Genomic DNA, 21,064 nt, shown 5'->3' with positions numbered 1-21,064 from the left:
TAGCCATCTGGGTAAGTCGAATCAAGCTTTCCAGGCGAGATTCGCAACGGCGGGCGCTTCCGCCGGCTCGCGACGGCACCTGCGGCCTGACAGGTAGCAGTTTCTTAACCGCGTCACTTAACGAATGCGCCGAACCCGCTTTTCTCGCGGACCGCTTCCCCTACAATTCAACGTTGAACTTGTGTCCGCGGTTCAACAGGGGGAACGTCATGTCCAGGAAAACCGCATGCTTCGCCATGGCCGGGCTGACCATGCTCGGCTCGATTTCGCAGACGGCGGCCGGCGGCCGCGCCGTCGAATGCTATGAGCCGGTCCAAACGCCTGATGTCTATGACACGGTCTACGAGGACGTGATGATCAGTCCGCCCAGCCAGCAGGTCGACTATGAAGCGCCGATCTACGGCACGCGCGAGCGGGTGGTGATGACGGTTCCGGCACAGGTGACCTATGAGGTGGTGCCCGCAATCACCCGTACGGTCTACCACACAGTCAAGGTCGATGATGGCGGCTATTCCTGGGAATGGCGCGTCATCCACGGCCGCAAGGTGCTGTGCAAGGTCCGGCACAAGGCGCGCTATGAACGCGTCGCCGAAACGGTGGTGATCCGGCCGGAGCGCACAAGGCGCGTCGTCATTCCGGCGCAATATGACAGGATCGCCGAGGAGGTGCTGGTGCGACCGGAGCAAAGGCGCGTCATCGACATTCCCGGCGCCTACCAGACCGTCGCGCGGCGCGTGCTGGTGCGCGAAGGCTCATCCGGCTGGCGGCGCGTGCATATTCCCAGGCATTGCCAGGACTGAATTCAGGCGATTTCGGCTCGCAACCAACGTTTCAGGCCGGCAATATCGCCATCATCGACAGCCGCCGCCACACGCCGGCCGACCGCCGCCCCGAATTTATAGCCATGGCCCGAGCAGGCCGAGACGATCAGGCACTTGCCCGTCTCATGCGCCAGGAATTTCTCATCGTCCGTGAATGTGTAGGCGCAGGTGACCACTTCGGTCACCTCATACTCCTCGATGCGGGCGATCGGCGGTGAAAACAGGTTGCGGATCGCCTCGCCCTCGCCCGGCACCGGCTGCCGGTTCCAGTCGGCGTCGCTGGTCGGCACCCTGTGCAGGCCTGAACCGAATTTCATGCCGGCACCTCGGGTCAGCGGAATCATGTAGCCGTCGGTCTTGCCACCTACATCGAGGACCACGGGCGCAACTTCCCAGACGGCCTTGAGGTCCGCCGGCGGTTCGACATAGGCGAGCGCGGTTCGGTACGTCTTCAGTTCGCCGCCGAGTTCGGGGAACAGTTTCAGCACCCAGGCGCCCGCAGCGACGACGATGCGGTGGGCCTGCATCGTCTCGCCGGACGCGAGCACGATATGCCCTGCCTCGGAGTCGACCGCCGTCACCTTGCTGTTCTCGTAGACGTTGGCGCCGTTGGCGCGCAGCCACTTGGCCAGGCCGGACGCGATCTTGCGGCAATGCAGCGCGCCGCCTTCCGGCGAAAAGTAGGCGTAGCGGAACGAGCCCGGCTCCAGGAAAGGCCAGCGTTCGACCGCGGCATCAGGTTCCAGCAGGTCGAACGGATAGTTTCCCTCCTCCAGCCCTTCCCGGTATTCCTCGGCTTCGTCGCCCGGCTCGCGCGAGACGCAGAGGAAGCCCCTGGAATCGAGATGGTTCTCGCCGAGGTCGGCCCACATTTCGTCCCAGGCTTCATAGGCCTCGCTGATCAGCCGGCCGTAGCCGGTCCCGGCCCGGTAGGCACGGCGAATGATGCGGTGATGGTCGCCGGATGCCGCCAACGGATTGGGGATCGGCCCCTGCTCGACGATGGAAACGCTATGGCCAGCCTTGACCAGCGACCATGCGGTGGAGAGACCGGCGATGCCCGCGCCGACAACGATCACATTCATCAAATCAGACTTTCCGCAGCCGTTGCGGCTGGCTCAACGCATTGGATTGCGGCCGCCAACATACGGTCTGGAACCAGGCTGGCAAGCCGCGCTATTGGTCTGGCATGACCAAATCGACGCCATCCTACCTCGCCTTTGATCCAGCGACCCGTCACCTGAGGCTTGACCCGCACGAGCGGGCTTTCTTCCAGGATCCGTACGAGGCCTACACGTTCCTGCACGATGCATCGAATGCCTTTTTCTGGGAAGAATTCGGATTCTGGTGCTTTGGCGGCTTCGACGACGTCAACAAGCTGTTGCGCGACCGCCGCTTCGGCCGCCAGAACCCGGCGGGCATTCCCGACAGTCGTGGCATCGGCCGGGATAGAACACATCTCAAGGCATTCGACGGCATCGAAGCCAATTCCATGCTGGAACTGGAGCCGCCGGTACACACGCAGCTTCGAACACTGGTCAACCGCGCCTTCGTGTCGCGCCAGGTCGAGCGGCTGCGGCCGCGCGTGGAGGCACTCGCCAACGAACTGATCGATCGTTTCGAGCCGGGCAAGCAAGTCGACCTGCTGCCCGCCTTCGCTTCTCCCCTGCCCATCACCATCATTGCCGAGATGCTCGGCGTGCCGGTCGAAATGGGACCGCAACTGCTCGACTGGTCACATCGAATGGTCGCCATGTACGTGCATGGCCGCACTCGCGAGATCGAGGAGACGGCCAATCGCGCGGCGCAGGATTTCGCCGATTTCCTGCGCGGCACCATCGCCGAACGGCGCAAAAATCCCGGCGACGACCTGCTGTCGCTGCTGATCTCGGCGCAGGAGGACGGCCAAAAATTGTCGGAAGACGAAATGGTGTCCTCGGCGATCCTGCTGCTCAATGCCGGCCACGAAGCGACCGTGCACCAGACCGGCAATGCGGTGCGCTCGATTTTGGCGCAAGGTGGCGACCCGCGCCGTTTCTTCACCTCAGCCGAGGCGACAGCGGCCGCTGTCGAAGAATGCCTGCGCTTCGACGCGCCGTTGCACATGTTCACCCGCTACGCCTACCAGGAGATCGAAATCGCTCCCGGGATCGTCGTGCCGCCCGGCCAGACGATCGGTCTGCTGCTTGGCATGGCCAACCATGACCCTCATGCCTTTGCCGAGCCGCGGGCCTTCCGGCCGGGTCGTGTCGACCAGAAGAACGTGTCGTTCGGCGCCGGCATCCATTTCTGCATCTGCGCGCCCCTGGCCAGGCTCGAATTGCAGGTGTCGCTGAAAACCTTGTTCGAGCGGCACCCAAAGCTCCGTCTTGCCCAAAGCCCAAGCTTCCGTGACACGTATCATTTCCATGGGCTGGAAGCGCTCACCGTCGGCTTCTGAAGGAGCGCAGGCCTGAGCTGTGAGCTGCGCGCAGCTCACAGCCTGATCACATACTCCTTGCGGGTGGTTTCAAGCACTTCCCAGCTTCCCTTGAAGCCAGGTCGCAGCACGAAGCTGTCGCCGGCCCTGACGGTGCGCGCTTCGCCACCCTCCTCTTCGATCACCGAAACGCCGGAAAGGATGTGACAGAATTCCCATTCGTCGTAGACGATGCGCCACTTGCCCGGAGTCGATTCCCAGATACCGGCATAAAGACCGCCTTCGCGCTCCTCGACGTTCCAAGTGCGGAATTTCGGATCGCCCGAGATCAGGCGATCGGGCGCCGGCGCGCCTTCTTCGGCGTCGACAGAATCCGTCGATATCGTCAGGTAATGCTCGGACAGGATTTGCCTCCATGAAGAACCGGCCTCGGGCCGGCTCGCCTTACCCCGGCGTTTTGCGCCGACCCTCCCACGAGGGGGAGGATAGATCAAACTTTGGCGAGTGCCTGTTCGAGATCGGCGACGATGTCGGTGACGTCCTCGATGCCGATGGACAGCCGCACCGTGTCCGGTCCCGCACCCGCCTTGACCTTCTGCTCGTCGGACAGCTGTCGGTGCGTGGTCGACGCCGGATGGATGACCAACGACTTGGTGTCACCGACATTGGCCAAATGCGAGAACAACTCCAACGCTTCGACGAATTTGACGCCGGCCTCGTAACCGCCCTTGAGGCCGAAGGTGAAGACCGCGCCGGCGCCTTGCGGCGAGTATTTCTTTTGCAGGGCGTTGTTCTTGTCGCTGGGAAGGCCGGGATAGTTGACCCAGGCCACCTTGGGATGGTTGGACAGCCAGCCCGCGACGGTGATCGCATTGTCGCAATGGCGCTGCATGCGCAGCGGCAAGGTTTCGAGGCCTGTCAAAATGAGAAAGGCGTTGAACGGCGAAATCGCCGGGCCGAGATCGCGCAGGCCAAGCACTCGCGCGGCGATGGCGAAGGCGAAATTGCCGAAGGTTTCGTGCAGCACCAGGCCGCCATATTCGGGGCGCGGTTCCGACAGCATCGGGTACTTCCCTGATTTCGACCAGTCGAACGTGCCGCCATCGACGATGGCGCCGCCGATCGAGTTGCCGTGACCGCCAATGAACTTGGTCAGCGAATGGACGACAATGTCGGCGCCGTGCTCGATCGGCCGGATCAGGTAGGGCGAGGCCAGGGTGTTGTCGACGATCAGCGGCAGGCCATGCTTACGCGCGATGTCGCCGATCTTCTCGATGTCGACGAAGGTGCCGCCGGGATTGGCCAGACTCTCGATGAAGATCGCCTTGGTCTTGTCATCGATCTGGCTCTCGAAGGTTGACGGATCGTTCGCTTCGGCCCAGCGCACCTCCCAGCCAAAGTTCTTGAAGGCATGGCCGAACTGGTTGATCGAACCGCCATAGAGCTTGTTAGCGGCGACGAAATTGTCGCCCGGCTGCAACAGATTGTGGAACACGATTACCTGGGCGGCGTGGCCGGACGCCACCGCAAGGGCGGCCGTGCCGCCCTCGAGCGCCGCTATGCGTTCTTCGAGCACCGCCTGCGTCGGGTTCATGATGCGGGTGTAGATGTTGCCGAAGGCCTTCAGCCCGAACAGCGAGGCGGCATGATCGGCGTCGTCGAAAACAAAGGAGGTCGTCTGGTAGATCGGCGTGGCGCGTGCGCCGGTGGCCGGATCGGGCTTGGCACCGGCATGGACGGCGAGCGTGTTGAAACCGGGCGTGCGGGTCACTGAAACCTCCCTCGAAAAAACTTCTGAAATTCGCCGGCCATTCTTGGCCAAGCTCGACCACGAATGCAAAGAAGAAAATACCCTTCGGCGTGTCATCTTCGACCAGGCAGCAGGAAAATACGGCTCCTGCCGGAATAATTTTGCGCCTTCCCCTTGTCTATTTTTGCCGCACGCCGAAACTCTGGAATCCCGACCGCATCAGCGGCTTCTTCGACGACAGCACACCGGAATTGACCCCGGTCCAGCCGATCTCGCCGGACAGCTTGCCATATTCGATCTTGGGGCAGCGGTTCATCACCACCTTAACGCCGGCGGCTTCGGCGCGTGCGGCGGCTTCGTCGTGGCGCACGCCGAGTTGCATCCAGATCACTTTCGGCAGGGGATCGAGCTTCAGTACCTGGTCGACAACGCCGGCCACCGCCGCCGAGGCGCGAAAGATGTCGACCATGTCGATGGGCTGGGCAATCTCGGCAAGGCTGCCATAGACCGTACGGCCGAGTATCTCCTTGCCAGCATGGCCCGGATTGATGGGGAACACCTCAAACCCCTTGGCCAGCAGGTATTTCAACACGAAATAGCTTGGACGAACGTCGTTGGCGGACGCGCCGACCATGGCGATGGTCTTCACCGAATTGAGGATGCCGGCGATGTAGGCGTTGTCATAGCTATCGTGATTCATGGCTCGTCCTCATACAACGCCTCGGCGAGAAAGCCATCAGGATCACTGCTGAAATCGCGCATCATGCGGAAGTGGTCCGTATCACGAAAATCGGTCGAATCTAGCCCGAACCGGCTGATGCGGAACAGCCGCGCGCCTGGACAGGCCATCAGCAGCGGCGAATGCGTCGCCATGATCACTTGCGCAGTGCCCGACCGATCCATGCGCCGCAGCATCTTGAGAAGTTCGATCTGGCGCGATGGAGACAGCGCACTTTCGGGCTCGTCGAGGATGTAGATGCCTTGCCTGCGGCAACGTTCCTCGAAGAAGCGGATGAACCCTTCGCCATGCGACCAGGACAGAAAGTCGGGCGGAGGTGGCTTGAACGGATCTTCCAGGGCCACCTGGTCAAGATAGCGAGCCACCGAGTAGAAGGATTCGGCGCGAAAGAACCAGCCGGCGGTGACTTTTGGCAACCAATGGCCACGGAAGGTATCTGCCAGCGCGGCACCACTCCTGTCGATGGCGCCGGAATGGTCGACAGGCCGGTAGCCCTTGCCGCCTCCGGCTTCGTCGTAACCGGCGAGCGCGCCGATCGCCTCGAGCAATGTCGATTTGCCGGTGCCGTTCTCACCGACGATGATGGTAATTGGTGTGGTGAATTCGAGTTCGAAGGCGTGACCACGAAACAGCGGCAGGTTCCACGGGTATTTTTCCCAATCGGTCACCCGCTCGGAATCGAGCAGAATGCGCTTGAGATAGGGCGCCTTGAGCCGCGTCAACTGCCTGCGGTAAGCCATCAATCGGGCAGCGAGATCGTACCGTCTTCCGTGATCGGAAAGGCCGGGTTGTGCGCCACTTCCCAGACATGTCCGTCGGCATCGGCGAAATAGCCGTACCAGCCGCCCCAGAAGGCACGGCCTGCCGGCTTGACGATGCGGCCGCCGGCCTCTTCAGCCATCGCAAGCACCGCGTCCACTTCGGCATCGGAGCGGGTGTTGTAGGCGAGATAGACGGCGGCAGGCGCCTTGGCGAAGGTGATGCCGGAATCCTCCTCGGCGCTGGCGCGCGGGAACAGGCCGAGTATAACACCACCCATCTGGAAGAAGGCGACGCCATCGGTGATGCCCGCATGGCGCTTCAGGCCCATCGTCTCGTAGAAGCGCACCGCACGATCGAGATCATCGGTGGCGATGGTGATGATGGAGATGCGCGGCTCCATGACTTTCGTCCTTATTCGTCGGTCCATTCCGGCTTGCGTTTGCCGATGAAGGCGCCGATGCCCTCCTGGGCGTCACGCGCCAGCATGTTCTCGACCATGACCCGGCCAGTATAGCCATAGGCATCCGCCAGCCCCATCTCGGCCTGCGCATAAAACGCTTCCTTGCCGGTCTTCAGCACCGAAGATGATTTTGAAGCAATGGTTTGGGCGTATTTGTTGACAATCTGATTCAGGTACTCGCGCGGCACGACGCGGTTGACCAGGCCGAACTCCTTGGCGGTCGCGGCATCGATGGTTTCGCCAGTCAGGAGCATTTCCATGGCGTGCTTGCGCGAGACGTTGCGAGACAGCGCCACCATCGGCGTCGAGCAGAACAGGCCGATATTGACGCCCGGCGTGCAGAACGTCGCCTCATGCGAGGCGATGGCGAGGTCGCAACTGGCGACAAGCTGCAGGCCGGCGGCGGTGGCAAGGCCATCCACTTCGGCGATCACCGGCTTGGGGTGGCGCACGATCGCCTGCATCAGCGTAGCGCAGGCGGCAAACGTCTCTTCGAAGAAGGCCTTGCCGCGATCGGCGTCGGCGCGGCGCGCTGTCATCTCCTTGAGATCGTGGCCGGCGCAGAATACCTTTCCGGCCGCCGACAGCACTATGACGCGAACGGCCTTGTCGGCCCTGGCACGGTCCAGTTCCTCCGTCAGCGCCGTCATCGCCGCCAGGGAAAGCGCGTTCGCGGGGGGATTGGCAAGCGTCAGGCGCAGCAGGCCCTCGTCGCGCCTAGCCACAACCGGCCCTTCAACTGCGACAGGCTTGATGGCAAGGATTTCGGCCATGGCTAAGGTCTCCGCGATTCCGTTCCGCTGGCAAGGTATCTAATATCGGCTGGGGTTTCATCAACACCGTATCGCTTGCGCCAGTAGGATGAAGGTGTTGCCAGAAACGCGCCGCTTCGCCCATACAGGCTTGGCGCAGAATGAGGACCGAGATGCCCGCCCAGACCAAGCTCGAGCCGGTGCTGACAGCAGCCCAGGTCAATGCGCTGATGGAGACCGTGTTTCCGCAGCTCAACGAAAAGGGCGCGGCCTTTGAGGCAACCGACGTGTTTCCCGGCGGCTGCACCGTGCGGCTCAATGCCGGCGAACGGCATTTGCGTCCCGGCGGTACGGTGTCCGGCCCTGCCTTGTTCACGCTGGCCGACATTGGCGGCTATGTCTGCGTGCTCAGCCATGCCGGGCCCGATGCGCTCTCGGTCACCACCAATCTGAACATCAATTTCGTCCGCAAGGCCGAGGCAGGACCGATCGATGGCCATTGCCGCATTCTGAAGCTCGGAAAGAACCTGATGGTCTTCGACATCGACATCGTCGCCGGCCCGGAGGGGCAGACAGTGGCGCACGCCACCGGAACCTATTCGATCCCGCCGAAACGCTGACACGGAGAAGGCCGATCCGGCATCCTGGCCGGAACTCCCGATCGACACGTCCGTTTTGCGGCATGCCCGATCTGACCACATACCTTGCCTTTCTCGGCGCCGTGCTTGCCTACCAGCTTTCCGGCGTCGGGCCCGATATGATGCTTGTGATCAGTCGCGGCGTCGGACAGGGCTGGCGCCACGCGCTGGCGGCCGCGACGGGCTGCGTATCGGCCGGCGTCGTGCAAATTCCATTACTTGCGATGGGACTTGCCACGCTGATCACATCCTCGCCGCCTCTTTACAGCTTTCTCCAAATCGTCGGCGCCATCTATCTGATCGCCATCGGGGTCAAATTCCTGCTGGCGCGCCGGCAGGATGAAAGTCGTACCTTTGCCTTTGCCAACACCGGTGGCACTACAGCCGCTTTCCGGCAGGGCATGATCTGCAATCTCACCAATCCGACGACGCTTGCCTTCATGTTAGCGGTGCTGCCGCAATTCGTTCACCCTTGGGCCGGTCCAGCGGCGTTGCAGTTCGTCATTCTCGGCACGACTATGAAGATGATGGGAATGTTTGTCCTCGGCGCTGTCGCGCTGACCTCCGGCGCGGTCGGCGGCTGGCTGTCGCGCCGAAGCAGCTTCGTCGTGTGGCAGGGAAGGCTGGCCGGAGCCATTATGGTCGGCGTTGGCATCAGACTCCTGCTTGCAGTGACGAGTGGCCGGCGGTGAGCGAAATACCAGCCGTTTTGGCGGTAGGCCGTGTTGTAAAATAATACCACATAGTTTAGCACTTGAAATTTAACGGTTTTTCGATTTCGTTGACTCCCAATGATGCTTGACGAGGGCTACTCTCTCCCCTATAAGCCCTCACGAAGCAGCGGCCCGCAAAGGCCGCCGTTTTGTTATTGGCGGCGGGCAAGCGCTTTTCGCCAATCCAAGCAACAAGAAACGCCTTCCTTATCGTTTGTGGATTGGGGAAGGTCCGAACCGAAAGCAGAAAACATGACAACCTTTTCGCAGAAGCCTGCGGATGTGGTGAAAAAGTGGATCCTGATCGACGCCGAAGGTCTCGTCGTCGGCCGGCTCGCCACCGTTATCGCCAATCATCTTCGCGGCAAGCACAAGCCGACCTTCACCCCGCATGTCGACGACGGCGACAATGTCATCGTCATCAATGCCGACAAGGTGGTGTTCACCGGCAAGAAGTTCACCGACAAGGTCTATTACTGGCACACCGGGCACCCCGGCGGCATCAAGGAGCGCACCGCGCGCCAACTGCTCGAAGGCCGTTTCCCCGAGCGTGTCGTCGAGAAGGCCGTTGAGCGCATGGTTCCGCGTGGCCCGCTCGGCCGTCGCCAGATGAAGAACCTGCGCGTCTATGCAGGCGCCGAGCATCCGCATGTCGCCCAGCAGCCAGAAGTCCTCGACGTGGCCAAGCTGAATTCCAAGAACAAGAAGGTCGCATAAGATGGCTGAGCTTTCCTCGCTCGCAGAACTGGGCGCCGCCACCGGCAACACCAATACGCAGGCCGCGGCACCCGTCCATGTCCAGAAGCTCGACAAGTCGGGCCGCGCGTATGCCACCGGCAAGCGCAAGAACGCCATCGCGCGTGTTTGGGTGAAGCCAGGTTCGGGCAAGATCGTCGTCAACGACAAGGAATTCGCGACCTATTTCGCGCGTCCGGTCCTGCAGATGATCCTCAACCAGCCGATCATCGCCGCCAACCGCTCGGGCCAGTACGACATCGTCGCCACGGTCATCGGCGGCGGCCTTTCGGGCCAGGCCGGCGCTGTGCGTCACGGCATCTCCAAGGCGCTGACCTATTACGAGCCGGCGCTGCGTGCCGTGCTCAAAAAGGGCGGCTTCCTGACCCGCGACAGCCGCGTCGTCGAGCGCAAGAAGTACGGCAAGGCGAAGGCCCGTCGTTCGTTCCAGTTCTCGAAGCGCTAAGCGCATCGCAGCTTCACAACCGAAAGGCCGCCTCCGGGCGGCCTTTTTGCGTTGCGCATCACTATTGAGCGGAATGGTCGGCGTCGCGGATGAACAGGAACGCGCAAAGTGCCGAGCCGGCCACCGCGAGCGCCGAGGCCAGGAATGCCAGTTGCATGCCCTCGATCGTGCCCAGCGCCAAGGCGGATCCGAACAGCGCCACCCCGATCGCGCCACCCGACTGGCGCACGGTGTTGAGCACGCCCGATGCCGTTCCCGACATCTCCGCCGGCACGGAAGACAACAGCGCGGTGGTCATGGCCGGTACGGCAAGACCAATGCCGACCGGCAGGAACAGCAGGCGCCACAGCAGCGACAGGTAGGACGTATCGGCCTGGATCAGCGCCATCAGTCCGAAACCGGCTGCCCCGACGAACAGGCCAATCGCCATGGGCGATCGTGGGCCATGATTTGCGGCAATGCGCCCGGCGGCAATGTTCGACAGGGTGACTGCCGCCATGAACGGCAGGAAGGCCAGCCCTGTCATTTCGGGAGAAAAATGCCTTTCCTGCTGGAAATACAGGCTGAGCATGAAGATCGTGCCATAGAGCGTCAGGTTGACGGCCAGTCCCACGAGGCTCGTCACAGCCGGCACGCGGCTGGCAAAGAGACCGAGCGGAAACATCGGCGCCCTCGTCCGGCTCTCGACCAGCAGGAACAGGCTTGCGGCCACCGCCGCCAATACCAGTCCGCCGATGACCGGCATCGAGGTCCAGCCCGATGAACCGGTTTCGATAAAGGCGCCGGTCAGCGAAAACAGCGCCAGCACGACAAGTCCCTGCCCCACCCAGTCGATCGGCGGCCGCTCGGCCTTGAGCGGCGTTTCCTGCAGAAACCGATAAGCCATCCAGATGGCGAGAGCGCCAATGGGCAGGTTGACCAGAAAGATGCTGGCCCAGCCAAGCGACGCGACCATGAAGCCGCCGAGCACCGGCCCTGCCGACAGCGCGATGCCGCCCGCCGCCGTCCACAGCCCAACGGCGCGTGCCCGGCGCGCCTTGTCGGATGCGTAGGCGCGATTGAGGAGTGCCAGCGAACACGGCATCAGCAAGGCGGCACCCGCGCCTTGTGCAGCGCGCGCCGCAATTAGCAACCAGGCACTCTGAGCCAGGCCGCAAGCCAGCGAAGCAATGCTGAACAGCGCCATGCCGCCAACGAAAACGCGGCGAGCGCCGACCCTGTCGCCGAGGGCGCCGCCGGCGAGCAGCAGCGAGGCGAAGGCAAGCGTGTAGGCGTCGACGACCCATTGCAGGCCGCCGACCCCCATCGACAGCCCAGTACCGATCCTGTTCAGCGCGACGTTGACGATGGAGACATCGAGCTGCACGACCACGAAGCCGAGGCTGGTCGCAGCAACGGTGGCGGCATAGGCGGCAGGGCGCTTGATAACGATGGTATCGGGCATGCCCATGGATAACGGGTTTCCCCTGACACCGTTGCGTCAGCAGGCGCCGGCCTGCGACAACCAGGCCGGAACTTCAGCCGCGCAAATCAATTGATGCTGGCGGTCGCGGCAGGTTCGACGCGTTCGCCCGTCCCCGCATAGGGCACGCGAAACCCATTTGCCGCCAGCCAGCCTATCGCCGCCTTCGGCTCATCGGTCTGGATGATGGTGGCGCCGCGATCGGCCCAGAAGCCCCAGGCTTCACGCGGCAGGCTGGCCTGAACCGCCAGTTCATCGCCCCGGCCGCCGGCAAGGAAGCCGCCGGGCTTGTTGACGATGGCGTAGGTGTCGGCCCAGATGTGCCAGTCGCCCCTCACCGCGGCCGCGCGCATGCGCGTGCTGAACAGCGCTCCGCCAGTCTCGGTCAACGTCTCCGCGCCGGCGCGCCAGTTGATCAGCTCGATCGCGCGCGGCGCAAAAGCATGGTCGACCGTCGCGACGAAACCGGCGTCATGCACTGCGTCGTCGGCGATGATCGGCATGAACTGGAAGCCGCTGCCGACCGCTTCCATGGCAGCCTTCACCGTAGCGATCCTGGTCTGGCTCCACAGGTTTTCCTTGACGATGACCTGGTCGGCCATGCCGAGATCTCGCGCCACCGCGACCATACCCGACAGGTCCCCAACCTCGAGCTTGTTGTCGAGATTGATGAGGATCTTGTCCCGGGTCGCCAGCAGCATCTCGCGCAGCGTCGAGACTGTCTCGTCGGTGACGGCGCCCGTGCCTTCGATCACCAGCCGGCAGCTCTTCAGTTCGGCCAGCGTGTACTTAACCACCTCACCCTTGCAGGTCGTGGTGCGATCAAGCCAGCTGTCATGCATGACGACAAACTCGCCGTCCTTCGAGCGCCGGATGTCGACCTCGACGATCTCGGCGCCAATCGCGATCGAGCCTTCGACGGCGGCGAGCGAATTTTCCGCATACAGCCTCTTGCCGGTCTGCATGCTGCCGGCGCGATGCGCGGCCACCATGACGTGGTCGCGCCAATGGTTGGCATGTTCGAAGCGGTCGAGGATCTGCCTGGCGCGGGTTTCGCCCGCCATTGACTGGCTGGCGGAAGCCGCCAGCGTGACGGAAAGCAGAAGGCTCGGCCAGAAGGTCCGCATCGAGAATCGCTCCATTCCGGATCAAACCGGGAATAGGCGATGCCCGTGACATCTAGGTGAACGAAGCCGGCTAGCGGTTGCCGCGATATGTCGCCTCAGATGCGTTTCGACAGTCGGCGGAACCAGGCCATCGCAGGCATCTCGACGCAACGCCAGGTGATCCAGGAGACACCTATCGTGACAAGAAGCATGACGAGGATCGCAACGTCCCCCGCCCAGCCGGCGCCGAAGCCGGTCGCCGGCTCTCCGCGCAAGACGATGTCGCCGACAAGACCGAGGCCGAGCTTGCGCTCGACCAGGCCGGCGACATTGATCATGCGCGCCTGGACGAAGATGTGGACCATGTAGATCGAGTAGGACAGCGCGCCGAGCGTCAGCATGAAAGGGGTTCTCAGGAAGACACTGATCCAGCCGCCCTCATGGGCAAAGAGGAACAGCGCCAGCGCGAACACCAGCGGTGCTGCTATCCCGGCATCATTGTCGCCCGCCAGCGCGATGAAAAGCACAATGACAGCCGCCATGACGATTTCTGCAAGGGTCCAGCTCAGCAGCGGGCCGGTCCGGGCAAGCGCCTGTCGCGCGCCTGCAATGGAATCATGCTGGAACCAGGCAAGCAAGGCGCCGAGCGAGAAGCCGTACAGGCAGCGTATGAAGCCGAAATCGAAGGAGACATCCATGTGGTGGGTCGAGAAGCCAAGCAGGAACAGCGGCGCGGCGATGGCGGCGGCGACGAACCACACCCAGGCGCGCGCGCCTGCGGTGAAGACCACTCCCGCGAACAACAGATAGGCGAAGAACTCCGCCGAAATGCTCCAGCTTGGCGCATTCCAGGTCAATTGGTCCTCGAAGCCGACCCCCTGGAGCAGCAGCAGGTTGGCAAGCAGGCTCTGGAGGCTGAAGCCGCCGGTGAAGGGAGCGGCACCGGCGCCATGCACCTGCGGCAGCATCAGCCGCAGCAGCTCGAATCCGGCAAAGGCGGCGAGCATGAGAAAATGCAGCGGATAGATGCGGCCGAAGCGCACCACCGCAAAGCGTGCGACCTCCCGCGGCTGGCTCAGCCGCCAGCCATAGGAGCTGGCGATGACGAAACCGGAGAGAACGAAGAAGAAGTCGACAAACAGATAGGACGAACCGACAAAGGCGCTTTGCGAGATCGTCGAAGCGGTCGGGAAGTGGAACAGCGCAACCAGCAGGGCGCAGATGCCGCGCCACGAATCGAGAACCAGGAACCGCTCACCCGCCACCGTGCCGGCCTGGATCGACACCGCGCCGTGGGGAGAATCAAGAAACGCGGTCTGTGTCATGATGATACAATCCTGTCTCGCGGCGGCACCGCGGCCGCGCCGTTTCGTTTCCCCAAGCTGTGACTGGCATGTTGCGTGCCGGTTCTGTAGTTGTTGCACCCGATGAAAACCAAGGATCCGTAATGGCGAACAAGAACATCGACCATGCCTTCACAGCCCGCTCAAAGACGGGCGCTTCACTGGAGCCGACCTATGCCGGCGCACTGTCGTTCATGCGACGCAGATACACGAAGGATGTGAAGGGCGCGGACGCTGTGGTTTGGGGCATCCCTTTCGATGCCGCCGTCACCAATCGGCCCGGCGCGCGTTTCGGGCCGCAGGCGATCCGCCGCGCCTCGGCAATCCTCGACAACGATCCGCAATATCCCTTTTCGCGCGATCTGTTCGAGCACCTCGCGGTGGTCGACTATGGCGATTGTCTGCTTGATACCGGCAACCACCAGAAGACGCCGGGGACGATCGAACGCGAGGCGGCCAAGATCCTGAAGTCAGGTGCTTTCCTGCTGTCGCTGGGCGGCGACCATTTCGTCACCTGGCCCCTGCTCAAGGCACATGCCGCAATCCATGGCCCGCTCGCTCTGGTGCAGTTCGATGCGCACCAGGATACCTGGGAGGATGACGGCAAACGCATCGACCATGGATCCTTCGTCGGCCGCGCGGTCAAGGAAGGCATTATCGATCCCGACCGCTCGATCCAGATCGGCATCCGCACCCACGCGCCTGACACGTTCGGCATCAAGATCCTCTACGGTCACGAGATCGAGGAGATGCGTGCATCCGACATCGCCTACGCCATCGTCGACAGGACGGGCGGCAAGAAGACCTATCTCACCTTTGATATCGACTGCCTTGATCCCGCCTATGCACCCGGCACCGGCACGCCGGTCGCCGGCGGGCCGTCCTCTGCAAAGATCCTGTCGACGCTGCGCCAGCTCAACCAGATCGATATTGTCGGGGCCGATGTCGTGGAGGTTGCGCCGGCCTACGATCACGCCGATATAACGGCGATTGCCGGCTCGATGATCGCCATGCAGTATCTCGGCCTGCTGGCCGAGCGGAAAGCACGGCTCGAAGAGCTGAACAACGGCAGCCACAACGGTGCCGCGGTGAACCAAGGCAACGGCATATAGTTTTCGATATCAGGGAATTTGATCAGCCAATGAAACCGAAAATCTTCATCGACGGCGAGCACGGCACCACCGGTCTCCAAATCCGGGCGCTGCTTGCCGAGCGCGGCGACCTGGAGATCATTTCAATTCCCGCCGAGCGCCGCAAGGAAACGGCGGCGCGAGCCGAATTCCTCAATGCCGCCGACGTTGCGATCCTGTGCCTGCCGGACGATGCGGCGAAGGAGAGCGTGTCGCTGATCTCCAACGAGACCACCAGGGTCATCGATGCTTCGACCGCGCATCGCGTAGCGCAAGGCTGGGAATATGGCTTTGCCGAGATGGACAAGGAGCAGGCGAAGAAGATCGGGGCGGCGAAACGCGTCGCCAATCCCGGCTGCTGGCCGCAGGGACCGATCGCGACGCTGCGGCCGCTGGTCGCCGCCGGCCTGCTGCCTGCGGATTTCCCGGTCACAGTCAACGGCATCTCGGGTTATTCGGGCGGCGGCCGCCCGATGATCGAGGACTATGTCGCCAAGGGCGAGGACGCCTCTGAATTCCTGCCCTACGGGCTCACCCTCCAGCACAAGCACGTGCCGGAGCTCAGGGCCTATGCGAAACTGTCGCACGATCCGATCATGCAGCCAGCGGTGGGCAATTTCGCGCAAGGCATGATCACGGTGGTGCCGCTGCAGCTCGGTGGCCTCGACCATGTGCCGACCGGTGCGGAACTCCATGCAGCCATCGCCGACCATTTCGCCGCCATCAAGGGCGGCGTGGTCGAAGTGGCGCCCTATGCGCATGTGGAGCGCATTCCGGAGATCGATCCGGAAATCTACAATGGCACCAACCGAATGAAGCTCTACGTCTTTGCCAATGACAAGCGCGCGCAGGCCCTGCTGCTCGCCGTTTACGACAATCTCGGCAAAGGGGCATCGGGGGCTGCCGTACAGAACATGGACCTGATGCTCGGCCTCTGATGGCGGCACCGGCATTTCCGGACCGTTGGAAGATCAGCGCGCCCGAGCTCATCGCCGAGACCTTTTCGAGCCGCATCTGGAAGGTGCGGCGCGAGGACGGCTCGCCGGCGATCGTCAAGGCGCTGAAGCCATTCGATGACGTCGCAGACGAGTTGCGCGGCGAGCATTTCCTTGCCTGGCGGCGCGGCGAAGGCGCCGTGCGGCTGCTGGGCCGCGACGGGCATTCCATGTTGCTCGAATATGCCGGGGAGACCATGCTGTCGCATGTTCTTGCCGAGCAGGGAGATTTGGCCGCCACGGAAATCGCGGCGGAGGTGATGGCAAAGCTGTTTTCGCCATCGGATCACCCCGCTCCGCCCGACCTGCAGCCGCTTCGGGAACGATTTTCCAGCCTGTTCAAGAAAGCGGAGGCCGACCGTGTCGTTGGCCGGAACAGCCTTTATGTCGAAGCGGCGGAAATCGCCGACCGGCTGCTGGGTGGTCCGCATGATGTCAGGCCGCTGCATGGCGACCTCCATCACGACAACATCATGCACGGAGCACGCGGCTGGCTGGTGATAGATCCGAAGAGCGTTCTCGGCGACCCGGGATTCGATGCCGCGAACATGTTCTACAATCCTCTTGATCGCGACGACCTTTGTCTCGATCCCCCACGGATTGCCGGGATGGCTGAAGTCTTTGCGCGAACGCTGAGCCAGACGCCGGCGGCAATACTGGATCAAGCCATCGCCTATGGCTGCCTGTCGGCTTCCTGGCACCATGAGGACGACAACGCGATCGAGGAGAACCGCGAACTGTCGGTCGCAGCAGCGATCCGAACGGTACGGCTCGGCTTCTGATCCGTGCCGCCTTGCGTCAGGCGGAATTCGACGGCGACAAGACGATGGCGCAGTCGAACGTTCTGGATGTGACCGGAGAGACTCAGCGTCCGAGGGCGATCTCGTGGGGCAAGGGATATGCGCCCTTGGTGCCGCGCCAATGCGCGGCGGCGAACCCCAGCACGATCAACGCGAATCCCTGGTGGATCAGCGCCATGTGCAGCGGCACATGCATCAACAGCGTGCCGATGCCGACGGAGGCCTGCACCAGCACCAGGGCAAACAACAGCGTCGCGCGACGAGCATGCGTTGAACCGGGCAGACGGCGACGCGTGGCGATCATGTGCCACAGGGCGACGACGAACACCGTGTAGGCGCCGATCCGGTGCACGAACTGCACCGTCTTGGGGCTTTCGAAGAAATTGCGCCATGCCGGCTCCAGGATCAGCAGATCGCCGGGAATGATCTTGCCGTCCATCAGCGGCCAGGTGTTGTAGCTCAGGCCAGCGTGGAGCCCGGCGACCAGACCGCCGAGATAGATCTGGATCAGCGCCAGAAGCACTATGAAACCAGCCAGTTTCTGGGTCGAACGATCGGCCGCAGGTTCCGAATGCGGCGCCAGGCCGCGCGCGACGACCATGGTCGCCGTGAAGATCAGGGCGGCAAGCGTCAGATGGGTGGCGAGCCGGTACTGGCTGACCGAGACGCGGTCGACCAGACCCGAGGCAACCATCCACCAGCCGATGGCGCCTTGCAGACCGCCGAGAAGCAGGATGCCGACCAGCTTCGGCCCCAGTCCGCGCTCGATGCGGCGCGCCGCCCAGAAGAACAGCAGCGGCAAGGCAAAGACCAGGCCGACGCTGCGCGCCAGGAGCCGATGCGCCCACTCCCACCAGAAGATCGACTTGAATGCCTCGATGCTCATGCCCTTGTTGAGCTCGGCATATTGCGGGATCTGCTGATAACGCTGGAATTCCTCTTGCCATTCGGCGTCGTTGAGCGGCGGGATAACGCCGTGGATCGGCTGCCACTCGGTGATCGACAGGCCGGACTCGGTGAGCCTTGTGGCGCCGCCGACCAGCACCAGCGCGAACAGCACCAGAAGCACCACGTAGAGCCAGCCGCGCACCAGCGCGCGGTTGTGCAGATCGCGGTCACGCGCCTCGTAAGGCGCGGCAGTAATGGCGGCCATGGATTTATCCCGGCAGGTTGAAGTCGCGGATTGGTGGACCATCGCATTCCCGCATGCAAGACCGGGCGGCGCGGCACGCCGTCGCGCCGCGTCTGTCGGGTTGCACAGCTTCGCGTCAAGGCCTATGGCCAAGCCGACACATTGAGCTGGGCCGCACTTTACCCCGGCTCCAGGAGGCCAACCATGCCCGTGCGCCTGAAAAAGCTGATCGGAATGTTCCTGCTGGTGGCGCTTGTCGTCATCTACGCGCTGGTCGCATCGATCTTCGCGGTCGCCCGGCTGTCCGAGGCGGGCCCGTGGACACATTTCCTGTTCTTCCTGCTAAGCGGCCTGCTCTGGGTGCTGCCGGCCATGGGCATCATCAAATGGCTGATGCTGGAGCCTCGGCCCAAGCGCTGAACCGTTGCCGGCCGGCCTCAGATGGTGACCACCATCTTTCCGGCGTTGGCGAGCGGCGTCGTCACGCCAGACAGCATGGTGCGGATGTGGGCGAGGTTCTGATAACGGCCGTTGACCGAGATGCGCGGCAATGCGTGCAGGAAGCCGGCGTGTTCGGCGCGCAGCACGCCATGACGGGTGGTCACGGCCGAGGTGTAGCCGGCATCGCGGACAAAGCCCACTTCGCGGCAGCCGACAGCGCTGGCATAGCCGTAGGGATAGGCGAAATGGCGCGGCTCCTCGCCCAGCTCGGCTCGCAGGATGGACTTCACCCCGACGATTTCGTGCCGCGCGTCGGCTTCTGAAAGCCGCTTCAGATTGCTGTGGTTGATCGTATGAGCACCGATCGTTACGAGCGGATGCGCTGCGATCGCGCGGATCTCCGACCAGGTCATCAGCGTGTCGACGCGCGGCCGGCCGGCGTCGACGCCTTTCGCATGCGCCAGTTCGCGCAGCACGGCGCGCAGGTCCTCCTCGCGAACCTCGGTGGTGAGATAGGTGTGCAGCCGTGCGATGGCCTGGAGCTTTTTGGCCGGGCTGGTGCAGTCGATCGTCGTTTGCCCGTCGGACGTCGTCAGGGTCAGGCGATCGCCCGCGTTGACGAGATCCTCGACCACGTCCCACCACAGATCCGCAGTGCCGTTGATCAGCCCCGGAGCCACATAGATGGTGATCGGCGCGCCGTGCTTTTCCAGCACCGGCAAGGCTTCGGTCATGTTGTCGCGATAGGCGTCGTCGGCGGTGATGGCGGCGAACTGGCCGCCCTTGCGGCGCGCCGCGATACGCTCCACCGCCTCGTCCATCGAGACGAAGGCGTAGCCATCCGCCTTCAGGCCGGCAATCATGGCGTCGAGGAAGCCGGGCGCAATGTTGAGATGACGGTTGACGCTGTCGGGCTTTTCGGGCTTTGCCGTAACGCGGTGCAGCATGAGGATGGCGCCAATACCGCCGACCAGCGGTTTGGCCAGCGGTGCGAGGCCGGTGTAGCGGGCGACGTTGAGCGCCAGCTTTCGGATTGCCTCCCCGCCGTCGATCATTCCTTCACCTTTTGCGCCTAGGCTGAACCAAGCACGGATACGCCTGAGCGCCCCCAAATCGGCAGCAATACGCCCTAAGGATTGAGGTATGGTTGACGCGGCCGCGTCATTTGACGGCAATCGCCTGGCGGCAATCGAAGCCCCGCCCAGTGTGCCGCCAATAGAGCCGGCTGGGCTGTCGGTTTCCACCGCTTCCGCCGATGGGCTCGCGGCCTATGCCGCGTTCTGCCGCTCCGCCGTGTTCGCGCCGGCGCAGAGCGCGGTTTGGATCCGCAACTGGGCCGCGCAGGTCGAGCCGGACCCGGTCGTGGCGATGCTGAATTGCGAAGGCAGACCGGTTTTCGCACTGGCGCTGGAGGTCGTCGGCCATGGGCCATTCCGTGTTGCCCGCTTCATGGGCGGCCGCCACGCCAATGGCAATTTCGTCGCCGCCGACCCGCAATGGCTTGCCAGGGCGGACAGTGCGGCTATTCGTTCGACCCTGGCGGCCATAGCCGAGGCTCGCCCCGACATCGATCTCGTCGCCTTCGAACGCCTGCTGCCCGACCTCGATGGCGTAGCCAACCCACTCGCCTCGTTCGATTATTTCGACAGCCCGAACCTGTCGCTCGCCGTCGACCTGGTTGGCGGTTTGGATGCACTGCTCTCTCGCGCAAACGGAAAGCGCAAACGCAAGAAGCACCGCTCGCAGACGCGCAAGTTCGAGGCCATCGGCAGCCATCGGCGCATCGAGGCGCGGACCGTGGACGAGGTCGGCCGGCTGCTCGACGGCTTTTTCGAGATGAAGGAATCCCGCTTCCGCAGGATGGGCATCGCCAACGTCTTCGGCGACAATCAAGTGCGCGCGTTCTTCCGTGCTCTGTTCACCGAGGCGCTTGCCGAGGATAAGCCCTCCTTCGTGCTGCACGGGCTCGAGGTCGCCGGCAAGCTTCGCGCCGTGACCGGATCGAGCCGCTCGGGCAAACGGCTGATCTGCGAGTTCGGCGCGATCGCCGAGGATGACCTCGCCCACACCAGCCCCGGCGACTTCCTGTTCTTCGACAATATCCAGGAAGCCTGCGAGGCGGGTTTCGACGTCTATGATTTCTCGGTCGGCGACGAGCCGTACAAGCGTTTATGGTGCGATATCGAAACGCAGCACTTCGAGGTGCTGGTTCCGCTGACGTCGAAAGGCCGCGCACTGGCGCTGGGGCTGCGGCAAAGCGCCAGGCTGAAAGCCGTCGTCAAGAACAGTCCGACGATCTGGAAGCTGACCAAGCTGCTGCGTCGCAAGGCCGCTGGCCAGGCGCCGGCGCCCGCCGAGGACGGTAGCTAACCCGCCCACCTTCCAACGTGATGACCACAA

The 21,064-nt window shown here is 63.2% G+C and carries 23 protein-coding genes; 11 read left to right on the top strand and 12 right to left on the bottom strand.

Going from position 1 to position 21,064, the window contains the following annotated elements; translation table 11 throughout:
- Window positions 1-209 precede the first annotated feature (209 nt).
- Window positions 210-800, top strand: coding sequence for a hypothetical protein (locus tag FJ959_RS19635; RefSeq protein ID WP_140493941.1), 591 nt, complete (start codon window positions 210-212; stop codon window positions 798-800).
- A 2-nt stretch (window positions 801-802) separates the two neighbouring features.
- Here FJ959_RS19635 and FJ959_RS19630 read toward each other — a convergent pair whose 3' ends face one another.
- Window positions 803-1,906, bottom strand: a complete 1,104-nt coding sequence (locus FJ959_RS19630; protein ID WP_140631580.1) for an FAD-dependent oxidoreductase — start codon at window positions 1,904-1,906, stop codon at window positions 803-805.
- Window positions 1,907-2,010: 104 nt separating this feature from the next.
- Between FJ959_RS19630 and FJ959_RS19625 the strand changes: the two genes are divergently transcribed.
- The gene (locus FJ959_RS19625) at window positions 2,011-3,261 is read left to right on the top strand and encodes a cytochrome P450 (RefSeq protein ID WP_140631577.1); all 1,251 of its coding nucleotides are present in this window, start codon (window positions 2,011-2,013) and stop codon (window positions 3,259-3,261) included.
- A 35-nt stretch (window positions 3,262-3,296) separates the two neighbouring features.
- Here FJ959_RS19625 and FJ959_RS19620 read toward each other — a convergent pair whose 3' ends face one another.
- The 6 genes from FJ959_RS19620 to FJ959_RS19595 form a co-directional block, all read right to left on the bottom strand.
- Window positions 3,297-3,647 (bottom strand): cupin domain-containing protein, encoded by a 351-nt coding sequence (locus FJ959_RS19620; RefSeq protein ID WP_181165167.1) that lies wholly within the window; start codon window positions 3,645-3,647, stop codon window positions 3,297-3,299.
- 83 nt (window positions 3,648-3,730) lie between these two features.
- A complete protein-coding gene (locus tag FJ959_RS19615; protein ID WP_140493947.1) occupies window positions 3,731-5,011 on the bottom strand; it encodes an O-acetylhomoserine aminocarboxypropyltransferase in 1,281 nt (426 codons plus the stop codon).
- A gap of 157 nt (window positions 5,012-5,168) precedes the next feature.
- Window positions 5,169-5,690, bottom strand: a complete 522-nt coding sequence (locus FJ959_RS19610) for a CoA-binding protein (protein WP_140521835.1) — start codon at window positions 5,688-5,690, stop codon at window positions 5,169-5,171.
- Window positions 5,687-6,469 (bottom strand): AAA family ATPase, encoded by a 783-nt coding sequence (locus FJ959_RS19605; RefSeq protein WP_140515746.1) that lies wholly within the window; start codon window positions 6,467-6,469, stop codon window positions 5,687-5,689. The genes FJ959_RS19610 and FJ959_RS19605 overlap by 4 nt, the downstream gene beginning before the upstream one ends.
- Window positions 6,469-6,891 carry a VOC family protein gene (locus tag FJ959_RS19600; RefSeq protein ID WP_140515744.1) on the bottom strand — a complete coding sequence of 141 codons (423 nt, stop codon included), beginning with the start codon at window positions 6,889-6,891 and terminating at the stop codon, window positions 6,469-6,471. Before FJ959_RS19600 ends, FJ959_RS19605 begins: the two co-directional genes overlap by 1 nt.
- Before the next feature lie 11 nt (window positions 6,892-6,902).
- Window positions 6,903-7,724, bottom strand: coding sequence for an enoyl-CoA hydratase (locus FJ959_RS19595; RefSeq protein ID WP_140493954.1), 822 nt, complete (start codon window positions 7,722-7,724; stop codon window positions 6,903-6,905).
- A gap of 152 nt (window positions 7,725-7,876) precedes the next feature.
- Here FJ959_RS19595 and FJ959_RS19590 point away from each other — a divergent pair, with 152 nt between their 5' ends.
- The 4 genes from FJ959_RS19590 to rpsI all read left to right on the top strand — a co-directional run bounded on the left by FJ959_RS19590 (window position 7,877) and on the right by rpsI (window position 10,255).
- A complete protein-coding gene (locus FJ959_RS19590; protein WP_140493956.1) occupies window positions 7,877-8,323 on the top strand; it encodes a PaaI family thioesterase in 447 nt (148 codons plus the stop codon).
- A 137-nt stretch (window positions 8,324-8,460) separates the two neighbouring features.
- Window positions 8,461-9,033: a LysE family translocator gene (locus FJ959_RS19585; protein ID WP_246671730.1), complete on the top strand. Its 573-nt coding sequence runs from the start codon at window positions 8,461-8,463 to the stop codon at window positions 9,031-9,033.
- Between the two features lie 273 nt (window positions 9,034-9,306).
- Window positions 9,307-9,771 (top strand): 50S ribosomal protein L13, encoded by a 465-nt coding sequence (gene rplM / locus FJ959_RS19580; protein ID WP_010915638.1) that lies wholly within the window; start codon window positions 9,307-9,309, stop codon window positions 9,769-9,771.
- 1 nt (window position 9,772) lies between these two features.
- A complete protein-coding gene (rpsI, locus tag FJ959_RS19575; protein WP_140493960.1) occupies window positions 9,773-10,255 on the top strand; it encodes a 30S ribosomal protein S9 in 483 nt (160 codons plus the stop codon).
- Between the two features lie 61 nt (window positions 10,256-10,316).
- On the opposite strand, the gene FJ959_RS19570 is transcribed toward rpsI, so the two are convergent.
- The 3 genes from FJ959_RS19570 to FJ959_RS19560 form a co-directional block, all read right to left on the bottom strand.
- Window positions 10,317-11,705: an MFS transporter gene (locus FJ959_RS19570; protein ID WP_224646253.1), complete on the bottom strand. Its 1,389-nt coding sequence runs from the start codon at window positions 11,703-11,705 to the stop codon at window positions 10,317-10,319.
- An 80-nt stretch (window positions 11,706-11,785) separates the two neighbouring features.
- Window positions 11,786-12,844 (bottom strand): glycerophosphodiester phosphodiesterase family protein, encoded by a 1,059-nt coding sequence (locus FJ959_RS19565; RefSeq protein WP_140521825.1) that lies wholly within the window; start codon window positions 12,842-12,844, stop codon window positions 11,786-11,788.
- A gap of 95 nt (window positions 12,845-12,939) precedes the next feature.
- Window positions 12,940-14,148, bottom strand: a complete 1,209-nt coding sequence (locus FJ959_RS19560; protein WP_140631575.1) for an acyltransferase — start codon at window positions 14,146-14,148, stop codon at window positions 12,940-12,942.
- Between the two features lie 122 nt (window positions 14,149-14,270).
- On the opposite strand from FJ959_RS19560, the gene speB reads away from it, so the two are divergent.
- From speB to FJ959_RS19545, 3 genes are read left to right on the top strand one after another with little or no spacing between them, the layout of a single operon-like run.
- Entirely contained in the window at window positions 14,271-15,278 is a 1,008-nt protein-coding gene (speB, locus tag FJ959_RS19555) for an agmatinase (protein ID WP_140631572.1), read from the top strand.
- Window positions 15,279-15,307: 29 nt separating this feature from the next.
- A complete protein-coding gene (gene argC, locus FJ959_RS19550) occupies window positions 15,308-16,234 on the top strand; it encodes an N-acetyl-gamma-glutamyl-phosphate reductase (RefSeq protein ID WP_140493968.1) in 927 nt (308 codons plus the stop codon).
- The gene (locus FJ959_RS19545; RefSeq protein WP_210239535.1) at window positions 16,231-17,073 is read left to right on the top strand and encodes an aminoglycoside phosphotransferase family protein; all 843 of its coding nucleotides are present in this window, start codon (window positions 16,231-16,233) and stop codon (window positions 17,071-17,073) included. The genes argC and FJ959_RS19545 overlap by 4 nt, the downstream gene beginning before the upstream one ends.
- A gap of 82 nt (window positions 17,074-17,155) precedes the next feature.
- On the opposite strand, the gene FJ959_RS19540 is transcribed toward FJ959_RS19545, so the two are convergent.
- Window positions 17,156-18,244 (bottom strand): COX15/CtaA family protein, encoded by a 1,089-nt coding sequence (locus FJ959_RS19540; protein ID WP_140565223.1) that lies wholly within the window; start codon window positions 18,242-18,244, stop codon window positions 17,156-17,158.
- A 183-nt stretch (window positions 18,245-18,427) separates the two neighbouring features.
- Here FJ959_RS19540 and FJ959_RS19535 point away from each other — a divergent pair, with 183 nt between their 5' ends.
- Window positions 18,428-18,643, top strand: a complete 216-nt coding sequence (locus FJ959_RS19535; protein ID WP_140556977.1) for a DUF2842 domain-containing protein — start codon at window positions 18,428-18,430, stop codon at window positions 18,641-18,643.
- A 17-nt stretch (window positions 18,644-18,660) separates the two neighbouring features.
- Here FJ959_RS19535 and FJ959_RS19530 read toward each other — a convergent pair whose 3' ends face one another.
- Window positions 18,661-19,719, bottom strand: coding sequence for a polysaccharide deacetylase family protein (locus FJ959_RS19530; RefSeq protein ID WP_140631567.1), 1,059 nt, complete (start codon window positions 19,717-19,719; stop codon window positions 18,661-18,663).
- An 88-nt stretch (window positions 19,720-19,807) separates the two neighbouring features.
- Between FJ959_RS19530 and FJ959_RS19525 the strand changes: the two genes are divergently transcribed.
- The gene (locus FJ959_RS19525; protein WP_140631565.1) at window positions 19,808-21,034 is read left to right on the top strand and encodes a GNAT family N-acetyltransferase; all 1,227 of its coding nucleotides are present in this window, start codon (window positions 19,808-19,810) and stop codon (window positions 21,032-21,034) included.
- Window positions 21,035-21,064: the final 30 nt, after the last annotated feature.

The organism is Mesorhizobium sp. B2-2-4 (assembly GCF_006442375.1).
Classification (GTDB): Bacteria; Pseudomonadota; Alphaproteobacteria; order Rhizobiales; family Rhizobiaceae; genus Mesorhizobium.
This window is presented reverse-complemented; position numbering and strand designations above follow the sequence as displayed.

Bases quoted from the DNA above. Each gene is read 5' to 3' on its own strand.
- FJ959_RS19635 (WP_140493941.1), top strand. From the start codon at position 210: ATGTCCAGGAAAACCGCATGCTTCGCCATGGCCGGGCTGACCATGCTC.
- FJ959_RS19630 (WP_140631580.1), bottom strand. From the start codon at position 1,906: ATGAATGTGATCGTTGTCGGCGCGGGCATCGCCGGTCTCTCCACCGCA.
- FJ959_RS19625 (WP_140631577.1), top strand. From the start codon at position 2,011: ATGACCAAATCGACGCCATCCTACCTCGCCTTTGATCCAGCGACCCGT.
- FJ959_RS19610 (WP_140521835.1), bottom strand. From the start codon at position 5,690: ATGAATCACGATAGCTATGACAACGCCTACATCGCCGGCATCCTCAAT.
- FJ959_RS19605 (WP_140515746.1), bottom strand. From the start codon at position 6,469: ATGGCTTACCGCAGGCAGTTGACGCGGCTCAAGGCGCCCTATCTCAAG.
- FJ959_RS19600 (WP_140515744.1), bottom strand. From the start codon at position 6,891: ATGGAGCCGCGCATCTCCATCATCACCATCGCCACCGATGATCTCGAT.
- FJ959_RS19595 (WP_140493954.1), bottom strand. From the start codon at position 7,724: ATGGCCGAAATCCTTGCCATCAAGCCTGTCGCAGTTGAAGGGCCGGTT.
- FJ959_RS19590 (WP_140493956.1), top strand. From the start codon at position 7,877: ATGCCCGCCCAGACCAAGCTCGAGCCGGTGCTGACAGCAGCCCAGGTC.
- FJ959_RS19585 (WP_246671730.1), top strand. From the start codon at position 8,461: ATGATGCTTGTGATCAGTCGCGGCGTCGGACAGGGCTGGCGCCACGCG.
- rplM (WP_010915638.1), top strand. From the start codon at position 9,307: ATGACAACCTTTTCGCAGAAGCCTGCGGATGTGGTGAAAAAGTGGATC.
- rpsI (WP_140493960.1), top strand. From the start codon at position 9,773: ATGGCTGAGCTTTCCTCGCTCGCAGAACTGGGCGCCGCCACCGGCAAC.
- FJ959_RS19570 (WP_224646253.1), bottom strand. From the start codon at position 11,705: ATGGGCATGCCCGATACCATCGTTATCAAGCGCCCTGCCGCCTATGCC.
- FJ959_RS19565 (WP_140521825.1), bottom strand. From the start codon at position 12,844: ATGCGGACCTTCTGGCCGAGCCTTCTGCTTTCCGTCACGCTGGCGGCT.
- FJ959_RS19560 (WP_140631575.1), bottom strand. From the start codon at position 14,148: ATGACACAGACCGCGTTTCTTGATTCTCCCCACGGCGCGGTGTCGATC.
- speB (WP_140631572.1), top strand. From the start codon at position 14,271: ATGGCGAACAAGAACATCGACCATGCCTTCACAGCCCGCTCAAAGACG.
- argC (WP_140493968.1), top strand. From the start codon at position 15,308: ATGAAACCGAAAATCTTCATCGACGGCGAGCACGGCACCACCGGTCTC.
- FJ959_RS19540 (WP_140565223.1), bottom strand. From the start codon at position 18,244: ATGGCCGCCATTACTGCCGCGCCTTACGAGGCGCGTGACCGCGATCTG.
- FJ959_RS19535 (WP_140556977.1), top strand. From the start codon at position 18,428: ATGCCCGTGCGCCTGAAAAAGCTGATCGGAATGTTCCTGCTGGTGGCG.
- FJ959_RS19530 (WP_140631567.1), bottom strand. From the start codon at position 19,719: ATGATCGACGGCGGGGAGGCAATCCGAAAGCTGGCGCTCAACGTCGCC.
- FJ959_RS19525 (WP_140631565.1), top strand. From the start codon at position 19,808: ATGGTTGACGCGGCCGCGTCATTTGACGGCAATCGCCTGGCGGCAATC.